The following is a 23,648-nucleotide window of genomic DNA, read 5'->3' on the forward strand; positions in this document are numbered from 1 at the left end:
GCGGGGTGGCGAGGAGGGGGTACGGGGCCGGTCAGCGCGAGGTGTCGAACACTTCGTCGCGGGTGGCCGCCAGCGCGCTCTCCAGCGCGCCGCGCAGCACCGGCCGTTCGGTGACACCGCCGACGACGAGCTTCGGCCGGGACGCGGCCAGCTCCTCCAGTTCGGCCTGGACGAGGGCGCGCAGCGCCTCGCCGCCGGCGGTCAGGCAGGCGCCGCCGAGGACGACGAGTTCGGGGTCGAGGACGGAGACGAGGGAGGCGAGACCGGTCGCGAGCCGGGTCGCGTAGGTGCTCAGCAGTTCCCGCAGCGGGCCGTCCTCCTCCTCGGCGGCGGCCCGTGCGACGAGGGCGGCGGCGGTCTCGGCGTACGGGCCCGTGGGGATGCCGGTGACGCCCAGTTCGCGGGCCAGCTCCGGCAGGACCTGGGAACCGGCGAGTTCCTGGTAGCCGCCGCTGTTGGCCCGGGTGACCTGCCGGACCAGGGGTGCGCCCGGCACGGGCAGGAAGCCGACCTCGCCCGCGCCGCCGGTCCAGCCGCGGTGCAGCCGGCCGCCGAGGACGAGGGCGGCGCCGAGGCCCCCCTCGTTCCACAGCAGCACGAAGTCCTCGTGCCCGCGGGCCGCGCCCAGCCGCTGTTCGGCCACGGCCACCAGGTTGACGTCGTTCTCGTACTCCACCGGCATCGGCAGGGCCGCCGCGAGCTCGTCGAGCAGCGTGGGCGAGTGCCAGCCCGGCAGGTGGGAGGCGTAGCGCAGCCGGCCGGTGGTGGGGTCGAAGGCCCCCGGCGTGGCGACGACCAGCCGCCGCACGTCGTCCCGGACGAGCCCGGCGGCCTTCACCGCGCCGTCCAGCGCCTCGGTGACCTGCCCCGCGACGGCCCCCGCGCCCCTTCTGCCCGGCGTGGGCACCTCGTACGTGCCCACCGTGCGGCCGGTGATGTCGGCGACGGCGGCCAGGACGCGCTCGGGGGTGACGTCGAGGCCGGCGGCGTGACCGGCGGCCGGGTTCACCCCGTACAGCTGGGCGCCCGGTCCCGGCCGTCCCTCCGTGGTGCCGGTGGCCAGGACCAGCCCCGCCGCCTCCAGACGGGCCAGGAGCTGGGAGGCGGTCGGCTTGGACAGGCCGGTGAGCCTGCCGATCCGGGTGCGGGACAGCGGGCCGTGGGCCAGCAGCAGGTCCAGGGCGGCACGGTCGTTCATGGCACGCAGGACGCGCGGTGTGCCCGGCGTGCCGGCGGTTCCTGCCATGGGGTCCGCACCTGCCTCTCTCGACCGCCCGGCTTCTCGGTGATCCCGGAGGGAGGCCCGCCGAGGGACCGGCGCCCCTCGCACCCGACCACTGTTAGGAAAGTTTCCTGTCCGGTGCAGGGAAGGTAAGCCCGGCGTCCGGAAGGCGTCAAGAGGGAGGCGGAGGCGTGAGAGAGGGAGGCGGAAGCGCGAGAGGGGAAGGCGGAAGCGCGAAAAGGGGCGCGGGGCACAGGAAAGTGCCCTTGGATGCGGATCGTGGACCGAAGACTTCTGTTCGTGCGCTGGCGTGCCGCCCTGGCGGACACCGGGCCGCCCCTGGTGGTGCTGTGCCTGCTCCTCGTCTGGAGGGACGGATTCAGCTGGCGCAACGCGGCCGATTCGCTCGTCGTGGTGCCCGGCGCGGCGGCTCTGGCAGCTCTGCTGGCCCTGTTCATCGCCGCCGGGGAGCACGTCGACCTGGTCCGCCGGGCCCGCGGCACCGGCCTCCCGGTGACCTGGGCGGCCCTGGAGGACGCCCAGACGGTGAACCTCCCGGTGGCCTGGCGGCCGGAGGACCGCGACCGCTTCAGGGCGGCACTGCTCGCGGCCGGCCGGACCTCGGGCGTGACGGAGACCGCCGGCGAACTCCGCTTCGAGTGGCGCCCGCTCCACTCCTGGCGGTCCGTGCACGCCACCGTGTCCGGCGACGAGGACACCGGCGAGGTGCGGGTGGACATCCGCGGCGGCGGGGAACAGAGGGGCAGGGACCGCGGGAAGCCGGGCCGGAACGGCTACCGCCTGCCCGTCGGCAGCAGCTTCGTCGCCCTGTGCCAGCTGGTACGGCTGATACGGACGCTTCCGCCCCCGGGGCAGGGCGCCGTGTCCGGGCAGTGACAGGGCGGTGACGGGGCGCCGGAACGCCCCGCCCCTTCCCCGGCGCGAGCGGGCCGGAGCCCGTCCCCGCTACTTCGGCGCTCCCGGCGGCGCCAGGGGCGTCAGCGGGGAGGCTGCCGCCGCCTGCGGGGAAGCCGGGTTGGAGTACACCGACGGGGCGGCGACGGAGGCCGTCGGGTCGTTGTCCGGGTCCTGCTCCGGCGGGACCGTTGCGCCGCCGACGATGCGGATGTCCGCCGCGTCGAACGCGCGCTTGATCCGCCAGCGCAGCTCGCGCTCGACGGTCAGGGACTTGCCGGGCATCGTCTTCGCGGAGACGCGGACCACCATCGAGTCGATCAGGACGCTGTCCAGGCCGAGCACCTCGATCGGGCTCCACAGGAGCTCGTTCCAGGGCTCCTCCTTGTTCATCTTCTCGGCGACCTCGACGAGGGTGGCCCTGACGCGGTCCAGGTCCTCGGACGCCTTGACCGTGACGTCCACCCCGGCCGTCGCCCAGCCCTGCGAGAGGTTGCCGATCCGCTTGACCTCGCCGTTGCGGACGTACCAGATCTCGCCGTTGTCGCCGCGCAGCTTGGTCACGCGCAGGCCGACCTCGATGACCTCGCCGGAGGCGACGCCCGCGTCGATCTGGTCGCCGACGCCGTACTGGTCCTCGAGGATCATGAACACGCCGGACAGGAAGTCCGTGACCAGGTTGCGGGCGCCGAAACCGATCGCGACACCCGCGACACCGGCGGACGCCAGCAGCGGGGCCAGGTTGATCTCGAAGGCGCCGAGGACCATCAGGGCGGCGGTGCCGAGGATGAGGAAGCTCGCCACCGACCGCAGCACCGAGCCGATCGCCTGCGACCGCTGCCGGCGCCGCTCGACGTTGACCAGCAGACCGCCCAGCCCCGTGCCGTCGCCCGCCTGGACCGTGCGGTTCATCCGGTCGATGAACTTGGTGATGGCCCGCCGCACCACCATGCGCAGCACCGCGGCGATCACCAGGATCAGCAGGACCCGCAGGCCGATCGCGAGCCAGGTCGACCAGTTCTCCTCGACCCAGCTGGCGGCGTTCGTCGCGCCCTCCTGGGCGTCCTGCAGGGTCGGGACGATCACGGAGGTCGGCGACTCCGAGGGGGTCGGCGACGGCGACGAACCGGCGGCCCTGAGGACGGCGGACAAGGACACGGCAGGTACCTCCAGGTGCGGCGCTGCTCCCTCCGGCGCGGCGGTCAAGGTGGTCCAGGTCACGAAAAGGTCACCGCAGGGGCAGGAGCACCACACTAACGGGGCATTGTGTGTGCCTCGGCGGGATGTCCGAAGGAGGGACCGTGTTCGTCCGCGGTCCGCCCGCGCTTGAACAGGTCGGGGTGCGGGGGATGTATTTCGGGTGTGGTCGAAAACACTCCCGGCCCGTTACCGGGACATGGTGGCGCGTCCACCAGGCAAGAGGAGAGACTGACCTCAGATCGTCCCGGCGCGAGCCACGCGCCGCCGACGCCCAAGGAGGCATCCGTGCCGCATGTCCTGGTCCTGAACGCGTCGTACGAGCCGCTCGGCGTCGTACCGCTCCGCCGCGCGCTCGTCCTCGTCCTGGAGAACAAGGCTGTCTCCCTGGAGGAGTCCGGCGCCTTCCTGCACAGTGCGACCGTCACAGTCCCCGCACCCAGCGTGGTCCGGCTCAAGCGATTCGTCCGGGTTCCCTACCGGGGGCCCGTTCCGCTCACCCGACGGGCGCTCTTCGCCCGCGACGGGGGCCGGTGCATGTACTGCGGTGGCGTCGCAACCAGCGTCGACCACGTCATCCCGCGCAGCCGCGGGGGCAAGCACGTCTGGGACAACGTCGTGGCGTCCTGCCGGCGCTGCAACCACGTCAAGGCCGACCGCCACCTCGTCGAGATCGGCTGGCGGCTGCGGCACAAACCCGCCCCGCCCACCGGTCTGGCCTGGCGCATCATCGGGACCGGCCATCGGGACCCGCGCTGGCTGCCGTACCTGCAACCGTACGGCGCGGACGACGCCCTGGCCCGGATCGACGGCATCTCCGCCTGACCGATCCGGGCCTTTGCATGCCCCGTGGCACCGACACGCCACGGGGCCCTCCGGGCCGGGCACCGCGCCGGTCAGCGCGGTGCGGCTTCCCGGCGGGCGCCGCGCGCCGCGAACAGGGCCGTGCCCAGCGCGAACGCCGTGCCGGCCGCCGCCCACGACCACGGCCGGTCGCCCGGCTGCACCGGCCAGGCCCACACCGTGACCGCCCGGCCGGCCACGCCGGCCGACGCCTGGATCACCGTGCCGACGTAGCCGAGGACCGGCAGCCAGCTCAGGCGGGCGCCCATCACGACCGCCGCGGCGGCCGTGATGCCCGTGCAGCCCAGCAGATTGCGGAGCAGGGGAGCGGGGCCGAGGGCCGGGCCGGCGTCGAGGACGGCGAGTGCCGACAGCGCGCCCGCGAGCGCGGTCGGGCCGAGCAGGTGGGCCGGCCGGCGGGGCCACCAGGGGCGTACCGCCGTCCGGTCCAGCTCGTCGAAGGGGGTGGAAAGGCTCACGCCGATCACCGCGGCGGCCAGCACCGGGACCACGGCGGCCAGGGCCCTCACCCGGGCCGGATCGGGGGCGGCGGTGCCCGTCCGCAGCGCCGCCCACCCGGCGAGGGCGACCGCCCCGGCGAGCGCGGCCGGTGTCCGGGACAGGCTGCGGGATCGGGCGTACAGCAGGGCTCCGGTCACAGCGCGGGCACCTCGTCCGGATCGCAGTCGCCCGCCGTGGCGAAGTACTCCGTCAGCCAGGCACGGCGCTCGTCCGCGGCCATCGACGCGAGGCGCGCACGGGCAGCCCGCCGCTCGCGCAGCCCGGCGCGGGCGGCCTCGTCGCCGTGGGCGTCCAGTGCGTCGAAGTGCTCCTGGGCGGGCTTCGGCGCGAGGAGGTTCTCCACGGCGTCGTCCGCGCGGATCACCCGCGGGTCCGACGGCCCCTCGCAGCCGCCACGGTCCTGGAGCGCCGCCACGGCCTCCCACGCGTACTGCTCCGGATCGGTCAGCCCGCCCCGTACGAAAGACCGGCCCATCGGCGTCAGCACGGGCAGCTCCGCCTCCTCGGGGCGGGGCGCTCCGGGCCGGTCCTCGAACCGGACCGGTAGGTTCCGTACGCCTTCCAGCCGGCTGGTGACACCCGAGAGGGCGGCCCTGACCTGCGGCAGCAGATCTCCGTAGCGGGCGTTCACACAGATCTGCGGGGTGGTCGAGGTGTCACAGACCTGGCGGTCGCCGACCGGATCGGTGTGCCACAGCCCGGCACCGCCCTGCACCAGCAGCGCGCCCGCCGCCGTCGCCGCCGCGAGCGGCAGCAGGGCCGTGTACCGGCGCCGCGCCGCGTACGCCAGTACGGCGGCCGCCGCGAGGCCGGCCGCCCACACCGCCGCGGCCACGGGCTGCCACACCACCGGAACCAGGCTCTCCGGGACGGGGAGCGCCGGGTTCAGCCGGCGGCCGGCGCCGGCGTCCGCCCGCGGCGCCAGGCCCAGCGCGACATACCCGCCCACCGCCAGCAGCGGTGCCGCCGGCCGCCGGGGGACCAGCCGCCCCACCACCTGGCCGGCCACCGCGGCGGCCGCCACTGCCACCGCGTCCGCCGGCAGCAGCTCCGGACCCGGCCCGTCCCCCCGGGCATACGGCCAGGTCGCCAGCAGTGCCCCGGCCGCCGCCGTCACGTACCCGGCCGTCGTCCACCCGGCCACCGGCAGCGCCGACGCGAGGAACCGCGCCAGCGGCCCGCGCGCGGCCGTCCCCCACAGCTCCTCCGTACGGCGCCGGCGCTCCCGCCCGCCCTGCCGGCAGCCCGCCGCCGCGGCCAGCGGCAGAACGACCAGCAGGACACCGTGCAGTTCGGCGCGGGTCTCGGCCCAGCCGCCCTGCCAGCGGTCCGCCCCCGCGGCCAGCAGCCCGGCGACCGTCACGAGGACCACCAGTCCCGACCAGGGGGCGAACCCGCGCAGCGCCTCGGCGCGCAACGGGTGCACGCGGACCGGCGCGCGTCCCGGTGTCGTGACCGTGCGGCTCATCGCGCCGCCCCTTCCCGGGGCGCGAGGCCGGCGCGGTGGGCCCGCAGCGCCGCCGTGTAGCCGCGCTCGACCGGGGTGTCGCCGACCCCGTCGCCGGTGCCGTCCTCGCCCAGCGCGCTCAGCGACCCGGGGGAGCCGCGGTAGGCGACCCGGCCCGCGTCGAGCAGGGTGACCTCCGTGCAGGCGGCGGCCACGTCCTCCACCAGGTGCGTCGAGACGACCACCGTGGCGCAGGCGCCCAGTGCGCGCAGCAGCGCCCGCAGCTCCACCCGCTGCTCGGGGTCCAGGCCCGCGGTGGGCTCGTCCAGGAGCAGCACGTCGGGGTCGTTGACGAGGGCCTGCGCGATGCCGGCCCGGCGGACCATGCCACCGGACAACGTCCGCATCTTCGTGTCGACGCGGTCGCCGAGACCGACCCGTTCGACGGCCCTCTCGACGGCGGCCGGGGCGTCGGCGGCGGGCAACTCCTTCAGCCAGGCCACGTACGCGACGAACTCGCGGACCGTGAAATCCGGGTAGTACCCGAACTCCTGCGGGAGGTAGCCCAGCCGGCGGCGGACCGGGCCGCGCCGCCCGGCCTCGCCGACGTCCTCGCCGAGGATCTCCACCCGTCCCTCGACGGGCGGCGCGACCGTGGCCAGCACCCGGACCAGCGAGGTCTTCCCGGCACCGTTCGGCCCGAGCAGGCCGTGCACCCCCCGGCCCAGGGTGAGGTCCACCCCGTCGAGGGCGACGGTTCGGCGGTGCCGGACACGCAGTCCGGCCACTCGTATCGTGCTCAAGGGATCTCCGTGGGACGGACGGGCAGAGGTGTGCCGGTCGGTGGGCGGGGGCTGGGGCTGGGGCGGGGGTGGCCGGTCGGCGGGTGGGGGTGTGTGCCGGCTGGCCGGTCGGTGACCGGATGTGCGTCGGGGCGGCCGGTCCGTGAGCGGAGGTGCGTCAGGGCGTCCGGTCGTAGACGGAACGGCGGGCGGCCAGCGCGGCGGCGGAGAGCACCGCCGCGGCTGCCCATGCGCCCTGGGCGAGGGGGCCGTCGAGGACGACGGTGAGCTGTTCGGCCAGCCGGACCAGCGGGGCGCCGGACGGCGAGGCCAGCGCCGGTGCGAGCACCGCGCACAACCAGCCCCCGCCGGTCACCGCCGCGCCGGGCCGTGAACCGACGTACCCGGCCAGGGCCAGCGAGGCCAGCGTCAGCGCGAGCCCCGGCAGCAGCCAGGCCGCCGCGCCCGGCGCACCCGGGCCGGGCAGCAGCAGCCCGGCCAGTGTCAGCACCGGCAGGCAGACCAGCAGTACGGCCGCCGTCCGGGTCAGCAGCAGCCTCAGCCCGCCGGCGGGTGAGGCCGCGGCGATCTCGTGCACCGGGTCGGCATGCGGCCCGTACGACAGGGCCACCCCGAGGACCGGCACGACCGGCGCGAGGGCCAGCAGCAACGGCCGCGCCCCGGTCACCCCGGCCCCGTACGCCAACGCGACCGCCCCCAGCGCCACGACCAGCACGGCGACGGACCAGGCCCCCCGCACGGCGGGGCCTGCCGCCCACAGGACGCGGGCGAGGCGGGGTACGCGGACCGGCGCGGGTCCGGTGCCCGTCGCCCGGTGGGAGAAGCGGCCGATGCGGCGCCCGGTGGAGCGGCGCGCGGTGAAGCGGCCGACGGTGCGCGACGACCGGAGGCGGGCGCGGGGGAAGGGGACGGCGGGGACGGCGGGGACGGGCCGCGCGGGAGCGGGCGGCGGTGACGTGGCCCCGCTCGCCGGTGCCGGTGCCGGTGCCGATGCGGGTGCCGGTGCGGGTGCCACTGCCACTGCCGGGTTCGAGGCCTCTCGGAGCACCGCCCCCCGTACCTGTTCCAGAACGGCCCCCGCGGCGCCATCCCGTACCGCGCGGGACACGCGGGTCGCGCAGGCTGTGCAGTGCTCCAGGTGTCTCTCCAGGGACCAGGCGTCGGACTCCGGGAGGGTGCCGTCGGCGTAGCGGGCGGCCAGGGCGTCGGTCGCGTGCCGTCGGGTGGGGTTCATGCCGGGCCTCCCGCCGGAGCCGGGTGCAACTGGGCGAGCGCCACGCGCAGTTCGGCACGGGCGCGCATGGCGCGGGACTTGACGGTGCCCTCGGGGATGCCGAGCAGCCGGGCGGCCTCGCGGGTGGTGAGCCCGTCGACGACGGTCGCGCGCAGCACCTCCCGCAGCTCGGGCGGGATCCGGTCGAGGGCGGTGCCGACGTCGCCGAACTCCAGCCCCGCCAGCACCCGCTCCTCCGCGGACGGCAGGGCCGCCGCCGGTGCCCGCTCCACCCGCTCGGTGTCCATCGGCGCCGTCTCGATCCGCGCGGAGCGCTCCTGCGCCCGCCGCGCGTCGACCAGCCGCCGGGCGGCGATGGTCCACAGCCAGCCGCCGGCCTCCCCGCCGCCGTGTCCGGCCGCCGACCGCCACACGGTCACGAACGTGTCCTGCACCACCTCCCGCACCACCTCGGGATCGGCGCAGCGCCGGGTGAGCCGCGCGTGCAGCCAGCCGGCGTGCCGGTCGTACAGGGTGGCCAGGGCGCGGGCGTCCCCGTCGGCGACGGACCGCAGCAGCGCCGCGTCCGTGCCGCCCTCACCGTGGCCCCTCATGGGGCGGAACAGTCTCACATCCTGTCTGTCGGCCGGCCCGGCGCCGACGGTTCACGCCGGAACCCGGACGGCGCGCGGTCTGCCGCAATCGCCCCGCATTGGGGAGAATGTCAGGGTGAGGAATGTGACGAGATGCGTGTCGTCCGATACGGGGACGTCTGCCACCGCGCCCGCTGGGTAGGGCTTTTGCGGTAACCCGCGGACACCGCCGGACACCGTCGGGCACCGCCAGACACCGTCCGACGCTGTCGAGCGCCGTACGACGACGCCGCGCACCCCGTACGACGGCGCCGTCCCGAACGAGGAGGCCACCGTGGTCGCACCGGCACACCAACTGCTCCCGGACCGTTCCAAACGCCCGGCGGCGCCGTCCGCCTACACCGAGGAACCCCACCTGTACGCGTGCAGCGCGGAGGGCGCCCGCACCGAGGCCCCGCTGACCAGCGAACCCCCGCTGCCCGACGCCGAGCCCCTCACCAGTGAACCGCCGCTCGCCGCCGCGGACTCCGACTTCACGAGGCCGTAGATGACCGCACCCCTCGGAGAGGACCTCACCCGGCTCGCCGCGCTGCACGGCGTCGCCGTCTCCTACCGGCCCTCCCCGGACCGCACGGTCACCGCCTCCGCCGCCGCCGTCACCCGCGCCCTGGCCGCCCTCGGCGTGGACGCGGGCACCCCGCAGGCGACCCGTGCCGCGCTGGCCGACCGGGAACGCGAACTGGCCGAACGGCTGCTGCCGCCGACCATGGTCCGCTGGAGCGACGGCGCCGAGCCGGACGCCCTCGCCGCCCTTCCCGAAGGCACCCGCCTGCTGGTCGAGACCGAGCAGGGCGAGACCCGCGCCTGTCTCGACCGACTCCCGCCGGGCGTCCACACGGTGACCGCGACCGCGCCCGACGGCCGTACCGCCCGCGCCCACCTGGTCGTGGCCCCGCCCCGGCTGCCCACGCCCGCCGGACGCTCGTACGGTCTCCTCGTCCAGCTCTACTCCCTGCTGTCCGACCGCTCCTGGGGCATGGGCGACCTCGGGGACCTCGCCGAGCTGGCCGGCTGGGCCGGGCGGGCGCTCGGTGCCGGATTCGTGCAGATCAACCCGCTGCACGCGGCCGTCCCCGGCACCCCCACCGATCCCTCCCCGTACCGGCCCTCCTCACGCCGCTTCCCCGACCCGGTGCACCTGCGGATCGAGGACGTCCCCGAGTTCGCGTACGCCACCGGCCCCGAGCGGCTGCGGAGGCTGCGAGGACTGCGGGAGAGCGCCGCGCGGCTGCGGGAGACCGTCCTCGACAAGGGGGCGCTGATCGACCGGGACGCCGTGTGGGAGCTGAAGCGGGAGGCGCTGGAGCTGATCGCCGCCGTGCCGCTCGGGCCGGGCCGGCGGGCCGCCTACTGCGACTTCCTCGCCCGTGAGGGACAGTCCCTGGAGGACCACGCCACCTGGTGCGCGCTGGCCGAGGTGCACGGCTCCGACTGGCACCGGTGGCCGCAGGGGCTGCGCGACCCGCGCTCCGCCGAGACCGCCCGGGCCCGGCTGGACCTGATGGACCGTGTCGACTTCCACTCCCGTCTCGCCTGGCTCACCGACGCCCAGCTCACCGCCGCCCAGCGCGCCGCGCGGGAGGCCGGCATGTCCCTCGGGATCGTGCACGACCTCGCGGTCGGCGTGCACCCCGGCGGCGCCGACGCCTGGGCCCAGCAGGACCACCTCGCGGCCGGCATGTCGGTCGGCGCGCCCCCGGACGCCTTCAACGCCCGCGGCCAGGACTGGGGCCTGCCCCCGTGGCGTCCCGACCGCCTCGCCGAGTCCGGCTACGCCCCGTACCGCCGCCTCCTGAGCGCCCTCTTCCGCTACGCCGGCGCCCTGCGCATCGACCACGTGATGGGGCTGTTCCGGCTCTGGTGGGTCCCCCAGGGCGAGCCGCCCACCGAGGGCACCTACGTCCGCTACGACGCCGAGGCCATGCTCGCCGTGCTGGTCCTGGAGGCGTCCCGGGCCGGCGCGGTGGTGATCGGCGAGGACCTCGGCACCGTGGAGCCCGGCGTGCGCGAGGCCCTGCGCGAACGCGGGGTGCTCGGCACCTCCGTCCTGTGGTTCGAACGCGACTGGGAGGGCGACGGCCGCCCGCTGCCCCCCGACCGCTGGCGCGCCGACTGCCTCGCCACCGCCACCACCCACGACCTGCCCTCCACCGCCGCCCGCCTCAGCGGCGAGCACGTCGAACTCCGCCACCGGCTCGACCTGCTGACCCGCCCCCTGGAGGAGGAGCGTGCGGAGGCCGCGGCCGACACCGGCGAGTGGCTCGATCTGCTGTCCCGGCTCGACCTGCTCCAGGGCACCGGCGGAGGCGGCGACACCTCCTCGGAGGAGGCCGAGATCCAGGCCGTCCACCGGTTCCTGCTGCGCACCCCGGCCCGCATGATCGGCGTCTGGCTCCCGGACGCCGTCGGTGACCGCCGCCCGCAGAACCTTCCCGGCACCTGGGACCAGTACCCGAACTGGCGCCTGCCGATCGCGGACGCCGACGGCCGGCCGGCCACGCTGGAGGAACTGTCGGCGTCCCCGCGACTGCACGCGCTGACGGAGGTGCTGCGGGAGGAGGCCGACGGATGAGGGCGGGAGGGTGAGGCCGCCGCGTGAGGCCGCCGCGTGAGCGCGACGCGTGAGGCCGCCGAGTGATGGTGACGCGTGATGGTGGCGGGTGAGGGCGCCGTGCGGGGCAGCCGGGACGCGCGGAGCGGACGCACGGGGCGGGCACGCGGGCCGGACATGCGGGGATGTCCGTGCCTCGTGCGCCACCTCATACGGCACCCCGGACGCGCGTGCCCGAACCCCGTTCGCTAACTTGGCACCGTGGACAAGAAGAACGCCCTGCGCGCCGGCGCCCTGGCTGCCGGTACGACGCTGATGATGCTGCTCATGTCGTCCCCCGCGCTCGCGCTGACCCGCGACGACGGCGACGACCCCGGTCAGGGCCTCAGCGTCGTCGAGACGCTCGGCCTCTACGTGCTGGCTCCGCTCGCCCTGTTCGCGGCCATCACCGGCCTGGTGTGGGTGCTGGACCGGTCGAAGGACCGTGGCGACACCACCAGCTCCAACATCACCGTGAAGGGCGACGCCGCCAAGGCCGCCAAGGCCGGCTGACCCTTCCCCGGCACACCTCTCGAGGGCGCCGTCCCCGCCGTCCGTACGCGCACACCGCCGTACGACGCCGGAGACGGCGCCCTCGCGCGTCGTACGGCCACCGCGCGCCGACCGCCTCGACCGCCCGGGGCGCCCGGCCCTCCACGGGTGCGGCGCGGTGAGGTACCGCTGCGCGGTCGGCGCCGGCCAGGCCGCGGCCTCCTGCCGAGGCAGCGCCACGGCGGGCGGGAAGCGCGGCACGTGGCGGGCGGGCGCCTACCGCTCCGTCGCGAGCAGCAGTTCCCTCAGCAGGTCGGTCAGCTGGCCGGCCTGTCCGGCGTCCAGGGCCGTCGTCAGGGCCTCCGTCTGGACGGCCAGACCCGCGCCCACCGCCTCCTCGACCAGCGCCAGGCCCTGTTCGGTGAGGGTGACCCGCAGGCCCCGGCGGTCGTGCGGGTCGGGGGAGCGGCGCAGGAGTCCGGCCCCTTCCAGCTTGTCGAGGCGGCCGGTCATGCCGCCGGTGGTGAGCATCAGCGTCGCCGACAGCTGGCGGGGCGAGAGGGTGTACGGCTCGCCGGAGCGGCGCAGGGTGGCCAGCACGTCGAACTCGCCGCGCGAGATCCCGAGGCCCGCGTAGGCCTTCTCCATGCGGTCGCCCATCGCGCGGGCGAGCCGGTAGACGCGGCCGAAGATCTCCATGGCGGTGGTGTCGAGGTCGGGCCGTTCGGCCGCCCACTGCTCGACGATCGCGTCGACCGGGTCCCTGCGCCGCGCCGGACGCTCGCGCCGCGCCGGGTCCTTGGTCTGCGCCGCGTTCTTGGGCCGCGCCGGGTCCTCGGTCTGCGCCGCGTCCTCGGGCTGTGCCGCGTCCTTGGGCTGTGCACTCATGCGGGGAGTATCCGCCCGCTTCCGGTCGGCCGCAAGAAAGTGGCTTGACGGCAAGTTGCTTAGCGCTAAGCTAATTACCGCCAAGCCGCTTTCTCCGAGAGGGGTGCCGGTCATGAACCGGGCCGCGACCGTCCTGCTCACCGCCCTCGCCCCCGTGTCCTGGGGCACCACCTACGCCGTCACCACCGAGTTCCTGCCGGCCGACCGCCCGCTGTTCACCTCCCTCGTGCGCGCCCTGCCCGCGGGTCTGCTGCTGCTCGCCCTCGTCCGGGTGCTGCCCCACGGCGCCTGGTGGGGCCGGGCGACGGCGCTCGGCGTCCTGAACATCGGCGCGTTCTTCCCGCTCCTGTTCCTCGCCGCGTACCGGATGCCGGGCGGCATGGCCGCCGTCGTCGGCTCGGCCGGACCGCTGTTCGTCATCGGTTTCTCGGCGCTGCTGCTCGGGCAGCGGCCCGCCGCCCGCACCCTGCTGACCGGGGTCGTGGCCGCGTTCGGGGTCAGCCTGGTCGTGCTGAAGGCGACCGGCGGACTGGACGCGATCGGGCTGTCGGCGGCGGTCGCCTCCACGGCCTCGATGTCCGCCGGTCTCGTCCTGGCCAAGAGGTGGGGCAGCCCCGAGGGGGCCGGCCCGCTGGCGCTCGCCGGCTGGCAGCTGACCCTCGGCGGCCTGCTCGTCGCGCCCCTCGCCCTCCTCGTCGAGGGCGCCCCGCCCGCCCTGGACGCGGCGGCCGTCGGCGGCTACCTCTACCTGGCGCTGGCGGGCACGGCGGTCGCGTACTGGCTGTGGTTCCGCGGGATCGGCCGGCTCAGCACCACCCAGGTCACCTTCCTCGCGCCGCTCTCCCCGCTGACCGCGGCCGTGGTCGGCTGGGCGGTCCTCGGGGAGGCGCTGACGGCCCTGCAACTGACCGGCATGGCGCTGGCGTTCGGCGCGACGGTGGCCGGACAGCTCGGGCCGCGCCGTACCGCGACCGCCGCGACCGCCCCCACGACCGCCACCGCGCCCACGGCCCTCACCGCCGCCCCCAAGCCCGCGCCCCCCGCCTTCGCGGCCGCTGTCACCGCCACCACCCCCGCCACCACCCCCGCCTCCGCCGTCAGCGCGGTCCGTCCGGAAGGTCCCCCGCAGGCGCCCGGGAAGGTCGTCGCCCGACGCGGTGCCGCCGTGGAAGGATGACGCAACCGACACATCACGAGGAGATGACCGCGTGCCTGGCACAAACCTGACTCGCGAAGAGGCGCAGCAGCGGGCGAAGCTGCTCACCGTTGACTCGTACGAGATCGATCTCGACCTGTCCGGTGCGCAGGAGGGCGGGACCTACCGGTCCGTGACCACGGTGCGCTTCGACGTCGCGGAGAAGGGCGCTGAGTCCTTCATCGACCTGGTGGCGCCGACCGTCCACGAGGTGACGCTCAACGGGGACCGGCTCGACCCGGCCGAGGTGTTCGCCGACTCCAGGATCGCCCTGCCCGGCCTGCCGGCCGGCCGCAACATCCTGCGCGTCGTCGCCGACTGCGCCTACACCAACACCGGTGAGGGACTGCACCGGTTCGTCGACCCGGTCGACGAGCAGGCCTACCTCTACACGCAGTTCGAGGTGCCGGACGCCCGCCGCGTCTTCGCCTCGTTCGAGCAGCCCGACCTCAAGGCGACCTTCCAGTTCACGGTGAAGGCGCCGGCCGGCTGGACCGTCATCTCCAACTCGCCGACGCCGGAACCCAAGGACGACGTCTGGGTGTTCGAGCCGACCCCGCGGATCTCCACGTACATCACCGCGCTGATCGTCGGCCCGTACCACTCCGTGCACAGCGTGTACGAGAAGGACGGCCAGAGCGTGCCCCTCGGCATCTACTGCCGTCCCTCGCTCGCCGAGTTCCTCGACTCGGACGCGATCTTCGAGGTCACCCGGCAGGGCTTCGACTGGTTCCAGGAGAAGTTCGACTACGCGTACCCGTTCAAGAAGTACGACCAGCTCTTCGTGCCGGAGTTCAACGCGGGCGCGATGGAGAACGCGGGCGCGGTGACCATCCGCGACCAGTACGTCTTCCGGTCCAAGGTGACCGACGCGGCGTACGAGGTGCGGGCCGAGACGATCCTGCACGAGCTGGCCCACATGTGGTTCGGCGACCTCGTCACCATGGAGTGGTGGAACGACCTGTGGCTGAACGAGTCGTTCGCCACCTACACCTCCATCGCCTGCCAGGCGTACGCCCCGGACAGCCGGTGGCCGCACTCCTGGACGACGTTCGCCAACTCCATGAAGACCTGGGCGTACCGGCAGGACCAGCTGCCGTCGACCCACCCGATCATGGCCGAGATCCGCGACCTGGACGACGTCCTCGTCAACTTCGACGGCATCACCTACGCCAAGGGCGCCAGCGTCCTGAAGCAGCTCGTGGCCTACGTCGGCACGGACGCGTTCTTCGCGGGCGTGCAGGCCTACTTCAAGCGGCACGCGTTCGGCAACACCCGGCTGTCCGACCTGCTGGGCGCGCTGGAGGAGACCTCCGGCCGCGACCTGGGCACCTGGTCGCAGAAGTGGCTGCAGACCGCCGGCATCAACATCCTGCGCCCCGAGATCGAGACCGACGCCGACGGCGTCATCACCTCCTTCGCCATCCGTCAGGAGGCCCCCGCCCTGCCCGCCGGCGCCAAGGGCGAGCCGACCCTGCGGCCGCACCGCATCGCCGTCGGCCTGTACGACCTCGACGAGGCGAGCGGCAAGCTGGTGCGCGGCGAGCGCGTGGAACTCGACGTGGACGGCGAGCTGACCGCCGTACCGCAGCTGGCCGGCACGCGCAGGCCGGACGTCGTGCTGCTCAACGACGACGACCTGTCGTACGCCAAGGTCCGCCTCGACGAGCAGTCCCTCGCGTTCGTCACCGAGCACCTCGGCGACTTCGAGGCGTCCCTGCCGCGCGCCCTGTGCTGGGCGTCCGCCTGGGACATGACGCGCGACGCCGAACTGCCGACCCGCGACTACCTGTCCCTGGTGCTGTCCGGCATCGGCAAGGAGTCCGACATCGGTGTCGTGCAGTCCCTGCACCGCCAGGTCAAGCTCGCCCTCGACCTGTACGCCGACCCGGCCGCCCGCGAGGCGCTGCTGACCCGCTGGACCGACGCCACGCTGGCGCACCTGCGGACCGCCGAGGCGGGCGGCGACCACCAGCTGGCGTGGGCGCGCGCGTTCGCGGCCACCGCCCGCACGCCGGAGCAGCTGGACCTCCTGGAGGCGCTGCTGGAGGGCACGCAGACGATCGAGGGCCTCGCCGTCGACACCGAGCTGCGCTGGACGTTCGTGGAGCGCCTCGCGGCGGTCGGCCGGTTCGACGAGGCGGAGATCGCCGGCGAGTACGAGCGCGACCGCACCGCGGCCGGCGAGCGGCACGCGGCGACCGCCCGTGCCGCCCGCCCCACGGCGGAGGCCAAGGCGGAGGCGTGGGCGTCGGTCGTCGAGTCCGACAAGCTGCCCAACGCCGTCCAGGAGGCCGTCATCGGCGGCTTCGTGCAGACCGACCAGCGCGAGCTGCTGGCGCCGTACACGGACCGGTACTTCGACGCCGTCAAGGACGTCTGGGGCTCGCGTTCGCACGAGATCGCCCAGCAGATCGCGACCGGCCTCTACCCGGCCGTCCAGGTCAGCGAGGAGACCCTGCGCAAGACCGACGCCTGGCTGACCTCGGCCGAGCCGAACGCGGCCCTGCGCCGCCTCGTCTCCGAGGCCCGCTCGGGCGTCGAGCGCGCCCTGAAGGCCCAGGCGGCCGACGCGCGGTAACAGCGTGCCGTTCGCGGGCCCGTACGGACCGTACGGCTCGTACGGCTCGCAGAAGGGCGTCCGGTGTCCGGCCGGGCGCCCTTCGCCGTACAGCGGGGGCGTGCGGTGCCGCGGCAGTGTGCGATGTCGCGTACCGCGTCGTCGGCGCGACGTCCGGAATCCGCCGGTGGAAGGGCCGGCGGCGCGTGAACCTGGGAGGCATGACCACCACGGCCCAGACCTTCACGGCACGCCCCATCACCCCCGGCGCGCTGGCGGAACTCCGCGTCAGCGACGACGCCGGACGCCCCACGACGGCGTTCACCGACGACGAGGGCGGCGCCCCGCTGCGCTGCTGCCTGCGCCACAGCACGCCGGGGGAGCGGATCGCCCTCGTCTCCTACGCGCCCCTGCGCCGCCGGGCCGCCGAGACGGGCACCGACCCCGGGGCCTACGACGAACAGGGCCCCGTCTTCGTCCACGCCGACCCGTGTCCGGGCCCGGGCACGGACCGGGACGGCGGGGCCCTGCCCTTCACGAACGCGCACCGCACGGTCCGCCGCTACTCCGCCGAGGGCCGCATCCTCGGCGGCCGGCTCGTCGCGGACCCGTCGCCGCAGGCGTTCGCGCGGGCCCTGCGGGAAGCGTTCGACGACCCGGCCGTGGCGTTCGTCCACGTCCGGGCCGTCGAGTACGGCTGCTTCCTCTATGAGGTGACCGCGGAGGTGACCCGAGAGGTCACCGGGCGCTGACCAGGTGTTCTGTCCCGGGAGGTCGTGGGCGGTCTCCATGATGCGCCGCCCGTCCCCGTCACGCGTCGCGTAGCCACCCTCCTCCGCAAGGACGGGTGGGCCGGGCTCGCTCCGCCGAAGATCGGGATCAACTGCGGGCGACGACCACGAAGTCGTTGGAATTCCTGACGTTGACATCGACACCCGTGGCGTTCTTGTACTCGAACTGCCTCGCCAGGGTGGGCTTGGCGCTGCCGCTCTTCACCCAGATCCTCACCACCCGATCCTCATCGGGAAGCCATATCGAGCATCGGCCCGGATTGAGCCAGTCAGTGAAAATCGCCCCCTCTCCGGGATAGGCGACGAACTCCGTCTGCACGGAGAAACTGGTCGTATTGTTGCAAATTGTGTAGTAGTGCGGAGTGGCCGCCCGAGCAGGCGCGACGGTCCCGCCGACAGCAGCTGCAACAGCCCCCACAACGCAAGCCGCTCGAGCGGTCTTCAGCTTGGAGCTGACAGTCATCGGTTTCCCTCGATTCATTGTGCTTTCTCGGACATGACAGGGAGTCACATCTCAAGGACCCTGCTCCAGCCCTTGTCGGGACCTTGAGGTCTCGCGATGCCGGACACCTTCTGGTGCTCCGGTGTGAATTCGCAATCTTGGGTCATGACGCCGTGGGCGCTCCCAGGCGTCGGTGGGGTCGCTGATTCCCGGGGGAACGCCCCCCCCCGCTCGTTGCTGGCGGACGTGCTGCAGTTCGTGGCGCATGGTGTGGTCGTCCATGTCGGCCGCGCTGCGGAAGACGATGTGATGGGTTTTCGTGGTGTATGCCTTGGCACCGACGGCCTCGGCCGAACTGCGGTCGACGTGGATCCGGACGTCACTGAAGTCCTCACCGTCGTAGTCGCTCTCCATCCGGCGCCTGACGTCCGTCTGCAAGGGACTGCCCGAGGTCCGCGTCACGGCATCCACCCGGTCCAGGGCTTCTCGCTGCACGGTCTGGTCAGGGGCGCTTCGTTGCACGGTCGCGCCATGACCGCAGTCCGCACTGTGCTGATGGCGCTGCGACTCCACCAGCCGGGCGGCCGCGGCGTTGCCGATCGTCCGCTGGAGGGACAGTGCGGCGGCGGGCGACAGGCCCCCCCGCGTGCCGGGCGGCCTGCTGAGGGCCTGCGGTCGCCGGGAACCGGACTGCACGCCGAGGAAGCCCCTGGCCGCGATCGGGATCTGCGACGGGTCGCTGCCGGTCGGCGTGCACGGCTGTCTCCTTGTTCTTTGTGGACACGTACGGATCAGACCCTGATGCTGCCGGGGCGCCATTGCTGCGGTAAGGGCGAAGAGGGCGGCGTGGAGGGCAGGACAGGACTGCCTGGCTGTTCCCCGTCCCCCGGCACCCGCGCGACAGCCGGAACACGGCGCCCGGCGAACGCGCCACAGCCTCCTCTGAACGCCTCGACCTTGTTCGGCCGGGAGCTGCTCGTCCCCGTCCGTCGCCCCGGCCGCCCAGTCCGGCTCCTCCCGAGTCGGCGAGTGGGACAGACAGAGTTCATGTGCGGTGATCGGCCGCCTGAAGCGCGGATGTGCGGTTCGCTCGATCAAGGTCGCAACCCGCCCCGGGCCCCGAGACGATGGTCAACGTCACCACCGACGATGCTGAGCCGAACGGGTGACGGGCCGGGCGCTCAGCGCTTCAAGATCGACGCATTGCCCCTTTGGCGCGTATCCGGGTCACACCCCTCCTGCGGGCAGGCGGGCTGTCCGAGGCCTCCCACGTACGGAGGATGCGCCGGCGGAGGCCCGGATGACCCTGATGGCGGGGTGCCCGCCTATGCTGGGGACGTGGCGGCGAGATCGGGGCAAGAGGCGGGGCTGCGGCCCGACGCCGCGCGCAATCGGGCCCGGATTCTGCAGGTCGCCCGTGAGCGGGTTGCCGGCGGTGACAACTCGCTGCAGCTGAACCTCATCGCCCGGCTCGCCGGGGTGGGCGTCGGCACGGTTTACCGGCACTTCCCCGACCGCCACGCTCTGATCGAGGCGCTCTCGGTGGAACGCTTCCGGGAACTGGTGGAGCAGGCTCGGGCAGCGTCCTCGGCCGAGGACACGCTGGAGGGGCTGCGCGGGCTGCTGCGGTTCACGCTCGACCTCGCGCTGGACGATCCCGACTTCGCGGCGGTGCTGTCGTCTGCGGGCGATGCGCGCGCCCAGACCTCGGAGATGAAGGCCGAGCTCGATGAAGCGGTAGGCGTTCTGCTCGACCGGGCCCGGCTGGCGGGCGTGATTCGGAGCGGTGTCGAGGCGGACGATGTGCGCCGCCTGCTGTGCGGTGTGGAGCACGCGGTGCGTTCCGGGGACGGGGAACCCCGCGAGCTGTATCTCGGGGTTCTGCTGGAAGGGCTCCGCCCGCCGCGCTGACACGGCTGCAGTCGGCCCGGGCGGCCTCACGAATAAACGGATACCCATCCGGTTGCTGTAGCATGCCCACGAAAAAACGGATAGCTATCCGATTCTTTGCGGGCATGTAGGGAGCAGATCCATGAGCGCGCGAGCAGTGGTGACGGCGGGTACCGGAGGCATCGGCCTGGAGACGGCGAAAGGGCTTGCGGAGCGCGGGTATGCCGTCACCGTCGTCGGCCGAAACGCCGAGCGCGGTGCGCGCGCCGTCGAGGAAGTGGCGTCGGTCGCGACCGGAGCGGCGCCACGCTTCGTGGCGGCCGACCTCGCCTCACTGGAAGAGGTACGGGCCTTGGCCGCGCAGCTGGCCGCCGAGGGCCCCTTGCGGGTGCTCGTGAACAACGTCGGCGCGATGTTCGACCGGCGCCGCCAGAGCGTCGACGGTGTCGAGGCGTCCTTCGCCGTCAACCATCTCTCGCCCTACTTGCTGACCGAACTGCTTCTGGAACAGTTGCGGGCGGGCGCACCGAGCCGGATCGTCAACGTCACCTCCGGTGCGGTCGGCCTCGCCAAGCGCACCTTCGACTCCGTGGAACCGCCGGGCGGCTACTACGGGTTCCACTGGTACGGTCGGGCCAAGCTCGCCCACCTGGTCTACACCCTGTACCTGGCAGAGCGCCTTCGCGGCACCCAAGTGGCGGTCTTCGCCGCGGACCCCGGCGGCGCGGCGACCGCCATGACGAACGGCACCATGACCTCACCGAAGATCGTCTCCCCGCCGCTGCGCCTTCTGTGGCCACTGGTGCGCCGGAAGTTCGAACGCTCCACGACCGCGCCTGCCTCCGTGGCCGCCCGGTCGTCCGTCTTCGCCGCCACCGACGCCTCCCTCGACGGGCAGACCGGGATACTCATCGGGCCCGAGACCGTGCCGGTTCCCGTGCCACGCGGCGCCGAAGACCCACGGGCCGTCGAGAACGTCCTCAGGCTCAGCCGCCGAATGGCACCACTGTGAGGCGGCGGGGCCGGTATCCCCGCCGCTTCCCTCACCGAACGGCCCGCAACCCGACTTCCATGCCGGTATCCACCAGCAACTGGTCAAGTGCACGGGGTAGTTCCGTGCGTCGTCGGATGCCGAGTTTGCGGTAGGCGCTTGTCAGATGGGTTTCGACGGTGCGCCGGGCCAGGTGCAGGAGCTCGCCGATCTCGGCGTTCGTGCGGCCTGCCGCGGCGAGTTCGGCGATGCGGCGTTCGCTGTCGGTCAGGGCGGCCTGCCCGCCGGGCGGCGTGGCGCGGTGGCGGGCGCCGCACTCGCGCAGGGCGTTCTCGGCCAGGGCACGTAGGCGGACCGCGCCGATGCGTCCGGCTCGGTCGGCCGCTTCGCGCAGCGGGTCGCGGGCCCGGGTCCGTTCTCCGGCGGCGGTCAGTTGACGGCCCTGGGCGATCAGTGCCTGAATCAGGTCCGTCTCGGCCGGGGTGTCCCGTAGCAACCGCACCGCCCGGTCAGTCAGTTCGAGGCCGTACCGGCCCCCGGTGGCGGTGCCCAGAACGCGCAGGCAGCGGCCCAGCCTGCGGGGCGTGTTCCAGACCTCGGCAAAGCCCATCTCCTCCTGGGCGAGCGCGACGGCCTCGTCAGTTCTGCCCAGGGTCAGCAGGCATTCGGCCGCGGCGGTTCGCCAAGGGGTGACGATCGGGCTCACCACGTCCCGGGCCGACTGGCGCCGCCCGCACTCCAGGAAGTCTTCGAGCGCGCCGACGGGGGCGTCGCACGCCGCGCGCAGGCGCCCCCGCGCGAAGTGGAGGACGGGCCGTTCCCACGAGTCGGATGCGTCCCTCGGATCGCAGCGGTCCGCGAGCGCGGCGGCCTCCTCCGGACATCCCGTCTCGGCCAGGGCGACGATGGCGAGAACCTCCGTGTGCCCGGGCCTTCCCGGGGCGCCGGCTCCCGCGGCCCGGCGCGAATCGAGCTCGGCCAGGAGGCCCGGGTAGTCGCCACGTGCGGCGAAGATCTCCGCCCGGATGTTCAGGAGGGTGGAGTGCGCGGGATGCAGGAGCGAGGCACGCTGCTCGGCCAGGCCACGCCGGACCAGGCGCTCCGCCTCGTCCAGTTCGTCGGCCCACAGGGCGACGAACGCGGCCGCCGCGACCAGAACGGACTCGGCCAGGGGATCGACGGGCTCCCGCAGCAGGTCCCGGACCCGGGCCAGTGCGGTCTCGGCCGAGAGCAGCCCGGCGGTCGACTCGTACTGCGTCGCCAGCGCCCGCCCGACCGGATCCGCCGACTCGGGCGCGCGCCCGGCCTCCGCACGCAACCGGCCGTACATCTCGCGCCGTAGGGCCTGGTCCCGGTCGGACACCAGCATGGACGCGCTCCGCACCGCGGCTGCCAGCCCCGGCTCGGCCGCCAGACCCTCCTCCGCGGAGGCCAGCGCGGTCAGAGCCGCCCGTACCTCTCCCCGTCCGGCCAGTGCTGTGCCGAGTGCGATCGCCGAGCGAGCCCGGTCGCGGGGCTCGTGGGACAGCCGGGTGGCCTCGGTGAGCCGGGGTATGCCGGCCGCCGGGAAAGCGGCGAATTCGAGGGACCCCAGCTGGGTGAGGACGGTAGCCTGCCGGGCCGGCGGCAGTGCCTCGCTCAGCGCGCGGCGCAGGAGGACGACGGCGTCGGCGGTACGGCCTTCGCCGACCGCACGCGCCGCGGCGTCCAGCAGGACATCGGCGGCCCAGGCGCCGACGGGCGCGGGCGCCGACAGCAGCTGTCCCGCCACGGCCTCGGTACTCGCGCCGTGGCGCAGCATCGCTTCGGCCGCCCTGGCGTGGGACGCGCCTCGCAGGTCGCCGGACCAGCCGCTCAGTACCGCGTCACGCAGCAGGGGGTGGGCGTAGCGGGGGCGGCCCTTTGAATCGGGACGCAACAGCCCCAGGTGGGTCATGGCGGTGAGCCAGCCGCGGACCCTGGAGGGATCCGAGTCCGTCATGGCGGCGAGCAGGCCGCCGTCGCCGTCCTCGTGACCGCCGTCGGGACCGTTCACGACGGCGAGCGCCCGCGCGACCTCCGCGGATTCGGCGCCGGCGCACTCCAGCCACCAGGAGACGGCCGCGGGGAAGGCGCCTGAATACAGGGCGGCACACGACTCCGGGATACCTGCCGCACTCGGGTCCTGCCCGCGCAGGTCGTCCAGCAAGGCCCGCAGGAACAGCGGGCTGCCCGCGCCGGCCCTCACCATGTCGTCCACCCAGGCATCGGGAACCTCGGTGCCGACGGCCGCACGGACCAGCCGCGCCGACGCGCTCGCGCGGAGCGGGGCCAGGGTGTGGGTGCGGACGACGCCGGACGAGAGTGCGCGATCCAGGCCGGGGACGGGCGGCCCGACGTCGTACTGGCTGCGCTCGGTCGCCACCAGCAGCACCGGCAGGCGCTCCACCAGCCTGGCTGCTTCGACGAGCCAGCCGCGCGATGTGCTGTCGGCCAGGTGGACATCGTCGATGGCCATGAACAGCGGTGCCTCCTCCGTCCAGGTGAGCAGGGCACGCCACAGCCGTGCGGCCCGTTCCCGGTGCGCGGCAGGGTCGGCATCGCCGGCGTCCGCGGTATCCAGAACGGGGTACGCCAACTCCGGCCGATCGCTGAGCAGTTGACACACCGCGGTCAGCGGGGCGAGCGGCTCGGTCGAGCAGCGGACCCGCAACACCTGCATGCCCTGGGCGGCGGCGTGCCGGGCCGCCGCTTCGAGGAGCGCGCTACGGCCGGTGCCGGTTGCGCCCTTCAGCAGCACCAGGCGCCCTGAGCCGGAGCAGGCACGCGTTGCCTCCGCGGCCACTGTCGCCAGGCCCGCCTCGCGCTCGAGAAGGGGCTCCGCTGCCGGCATGACTGCCTCCTGCTGTCGTGGACGTGCCGTGGTGGACGCATCGCGCGCCTCGTGGTTCTCCACGATTGTCCGTGCGCGGCAGATACAGAAATGTGAACTCCGTTCGTCACTCATGGATGTGT

At 74.1% G+C, this 23,648-nt stretch carries 21 protein-coding genes; 10 read left to right on the top strand and 11 right to left on the bottom strand.

Annotated features, from left to right (window positions below):
- Window positions 1-31: 31 nt before the first annotated feature.
- The gene (locus tag ACIP5W_RS12905) at window positions 32-1,246 is read right to left on the bottom strand and encodes an ROK family transcriptional regulator (protein ID WP_401471068.1); all 1,215 of its coding nucleotides are present in this window, start codon (window positions 1,244-1,246) and stop codon (window positions 32-34) included.
- A gap of 255 nt (window positions 1,247-1,501) precedes the next feature.
- Here ACIP5W_RS12905 and ACIP5W_RS12910 point away from each other — a divergent pair, with 255 nt between their 5' ends.
- A complete protein-coding gene (locus tag ACIP5W_RS12910; protein WP_401471071.1) occupies window positions 1,502-2,119 on the top strand; it encodes a hypothetical protein in 618 nt (205 codons plus the stop codon).
- A gap of 69 nt (window positions 2,120-2,188) precedes the next feature.
- On the opposite strand, the gene ACIP5W_RS12915 is transcribed toward ACIP5W_RS12910, so the two are convergent.
- Entirely contained in the window at window positions 2,189-3,295 is a 1,107-nt protein-coding gene (locus ACIP5W_RS12915; RefSeq protein ID WP_401471074.1) for a mechanosensitive ion channel family protein, read from the bottom strand.
- Window positions 3,296-3,622: 327 nt separating this feature from the next.
- Between ACIP5W_RS12915 and ACIP5W_RS12920 the strand changes: the two genes are divergently transcribed.
- Window positions 3,623-4,159 carry an HNH endonuclease gene (locus ACIP5W_RS12920; protein WP_067244152.1) on the top strand — a complete coding sequence of 179 codons (537 nt, stop codon included), beginning with the start codon at window positions 3,623-3,625 and terminating at the stop codon, window positions 4,157-4,159.
- A 71-nt stretch (window positions 4,160-4,230) separates the two neighbouring features.
- Here ACIP5W_RS12920 and ACIP5W_RS12925 read toward each other — a convergent pair whose 3' ends face one another.
- The 5 genes from ACIP5W_RS12925 to ACIP5W_RS12945 form a co-directional block, all read right to left on the bottom strand.
- Window positions 4,231-4,836: a hypothetical protein gene (locus tag ACIP5W_RS12925; protein ID WP_401471077.1), complete on the bottom strand. Its 606-nt coding sequence runs from the start codon at window positions 4,834-4,836 to the stop codon at window positions 4,231-4,233.
- Window positions 4,833-6,167, bottom strand: a complete 1,335-nt coding sequence (locus ACIP5W_RS12930; protein ID WP_401471080.1) for a hypothetical protein — start codon at window positions 6,165-6,167, stop codon at window positions 4,833-4,835. The genes ACIP5W_RS12925 and ACIP5W_RS12930 overlap by 4 nt, the downstream gene beginning before the upstream one ends.
- The gene (locus tag ACIP5W_RS12935; RefSeq protein WP_401471083.1) at window positions 6,164-6,949 is read right to left on the bottom strand and encodes an ABC transporter ATP-binding protein; all 786 of its coding nucleotides are present in this window, start codon (window positions 6,947-6,949) and stop codon (window positions 6,164-6,166) included. The genes ACIP5W_RS12930 and ACIP5W_RS12935 overlap by 4 nt, the downstream gene beginning before the upstream one ends.
- A gap of 157 nt (window positions 6,950-7,106) precedes the next feature.
- The gene (locus tag ACIP5W_RS12940) at window positions 7,107-8,183 is read right to left on the bottom strand and encodes a zf-HC2 domain-containing protein (protein WP_401471086.1); all 1,077 of its coding nucleotides are present in this window, start codon (window positions 8,181-8,183) and stop codon (window positions 7,107-7,109) included.
- Window positions 8,180-8,776, bottom strand: coding sequence for an RNA polymerase sigma factor (locus tag ACIP5W_RS12945; RefSeq protein WP_401471089.1), 597 nt, complete (start codon window positions 8,774-8,776; stop codon window positions 8,180-8,182). The genes ACIP5W_RS12940 and ACIP5W_RS12945 overlap by 4 nt, the downstream gene beginning before the upstream one ends.
- 313 nt (window positions 8,777-9,089) lie before the next feature.
- Here ACIP5W_RS12945 and ACIP5W_RS12950 point away from each other — a divergent pair, with 313 nt between their 5' ends.
- The 3 genes from ACIP5W_RS12950 (at window position 9,090) to ACIP5W_RS12960 (ending at window position 11,918) form a co-directional block, all read left to right on the top strand.
- Window positions 9,090-9,302, top strand: a complete 213-nt coding sequence (locus tag ACIP5W_RS12950; RefSeq protein WP_366057575.1) for a hypothetical protein — start codon at window positions 9,090-9,092, stop codon at window positions 9,300-9,302.
- Window positions 9,303-11,387 (top strand): 4-alpha-glucanotransferase, encoded by a 2,085-nt coding sequence (gene malQ, locus ACIP5W_RS12955; RefSeq protein ID WP_401471093.1) that lies wholly within the window; start codon window positions 9,303-9,305, stop codon window positions 11,385-11,387.
- A 240-nt stretch (window positions 11,388-11,627) separates the two neighbouring features.
- Window positions 11,628-11,918, top strand: coding sequence for a hypothetical protein (locus ACIP5W_RS12960; protein ID WP_401471096.1), 291 nt, complete (start codon window positions 11,628-11,630; stop codon window positions 11,916-11,918).
- A gap of 255 nt (window positions 11,919-12,173) precedes the next feature.
- On the opposite strand, the gene ACIP5W_RS12965 is transcribed toward ACIP5W_RS12960, so the two are convergent.
- On the bottom strand, window positions 12,174-12,785 hold the full coding sequence (locus tag ACIP5W_RS12965) for a MarR family winged helix-turn-helix transcriptional regulator (protein ID WP_401471099.1): 612 nt from the start codon (window positions 12,783-12,785) through the stop codon (window positions 12,174-12,176).
- A 112-nt stretch (window positions 12,786-12,897) separates the two neighbouring features.
- Between ACIP5W_RS12965 and ACIP5W_RS12970 the strand changes: the two genes are divergently transcribed.
- The 3 genes from ACIP5W_RS12970 (at window position 12,898) to ACIP5W_RS12980 (ending at window position 17,292) form a co-directional block, all read left to right on the top strand.
- Entirely contained in the window at window positions 12,898-13,962 is a 1,065-nt protein-coding gene (locus ACIP5W_RS12970) for an EamA family transporter (protein ID WP_401471101.1), read from the top strand.
- A gap of 31 nt (window positions 13,963-13,993) precedes the next feature.
- Window positions 13,994-16,561 carry an aminopeptidase N gene (pepN, locus tag ACIP5W_RS12975; protein WP_401471104.1) on the top strand — a complete coding sequence of 856 codons (2,568 nt, stop codon included), beginning with the start codon at window positions 13,994-13,996 and terminating at the stop codon, window positions 16,559-16,561.
- A gap of 200 nt (window positions 16,562-16,761) precedes the next feature.
- Complete coding sequence (locus tag ACIP5W_RS12980) at window positions 16,762-17,292, top strand: DUF1203 domain-containing protein (RefSeq protein ID WP_401471107.1); 531 nt, start codon at window positions 16,762-16,764, stop codon at window positions 17,290-17,292.
- Between the two features lie 127 nt (window positions 17,293-17,419).
- Here ACIP5W_RS12980 and ACIP5W_RS12985 read toward each other — a convergent pair whose 3' ends face one another.
- On the bottom strand, window positions 17,420-17,548 hold the full coding sequence (locus ACIP5W_RS12985; protein ID WP_401471110.1) for a hypothetical protein: 129 nt from the start codon (window positions 17,546-17,548) through the stop codon (window positions 17,420-17,422).
- Between the two features lie 297 nt (window positions 17,549-17,845).
- Entirely contained in the window at window positions 17,846-18,469 is a 624-nt protein-coding gene (locus ACIP5W_RS12990) for a DUF4157 domain-containing protein (protein ID WP_401471113.1), read from the bottom strand.
- A 642-nt stretch (window positions 18,470-19,111) separates the two neighbouring features.
- On the opposite strand from ACIP5W_RS12990, the gene ACIP5W_RS12995 reads away from it, so the two are divergent.
- Both ACIP5W_RS12995 and ACIP5W_RS13000 read left to right on the top strand, forming a co-directional pair.
- Complete coding sequence (locus tag ACIP5W_RS12995) at window positions 19,112-19,684, top strand: TetR/AcrR family transcriptional regulator (protein WP_401471116.1); 573 nt, start codon at window positions 19,112-19,114, stop codon at window positions 19,682-19,684.
- A 121-nt stretch (window positions 19,685-19,805) separates the two neighbouring features.
- Window positions 19,806-20,675, top strand: a complete 870-nt coding sequence (locus ACIP5W_RS13000; RefSeq protein ID WP_401471119.1) for an SDR family NAD(P)-dependent oxidoreductase — start codon at window positions 19,806-19,808, stop codon at window positions 20,673-20,675.
- Between the two features lie 31 nt (window positions 20,676-20,706).
- On the opposite strand, the gene ACIP5W_RS13005 is transcribed toward ACIP5W_RS13000, so the two are convergent.
- Window positions 20,707-23,526 carry an AAA family ATPase gene (locus ACIP5W_RS13005; protein ID WP_401471122.1) on the bottom strand — a complete coding sequence of 940 codons (2,820 nt, stop codon included), beginning with the start codon at window positions 23,524-23,526 and terminating at the stop codon, window positions 20,707-20,709.
- Between the last annotated feature and the right edge of the window lie 122 nt (window positions 23,527-23,648).

This window comes from Streptomyces sp. NPDC088766 (assembly GCF_044750845.1).
In the GTDB taxonomy this organism is placed as follows: domain Bacteria; phylum Actinomycetota; class Actinomycetes; order Streptomycetales; family Streptomycetaceae; genus Streptomyces.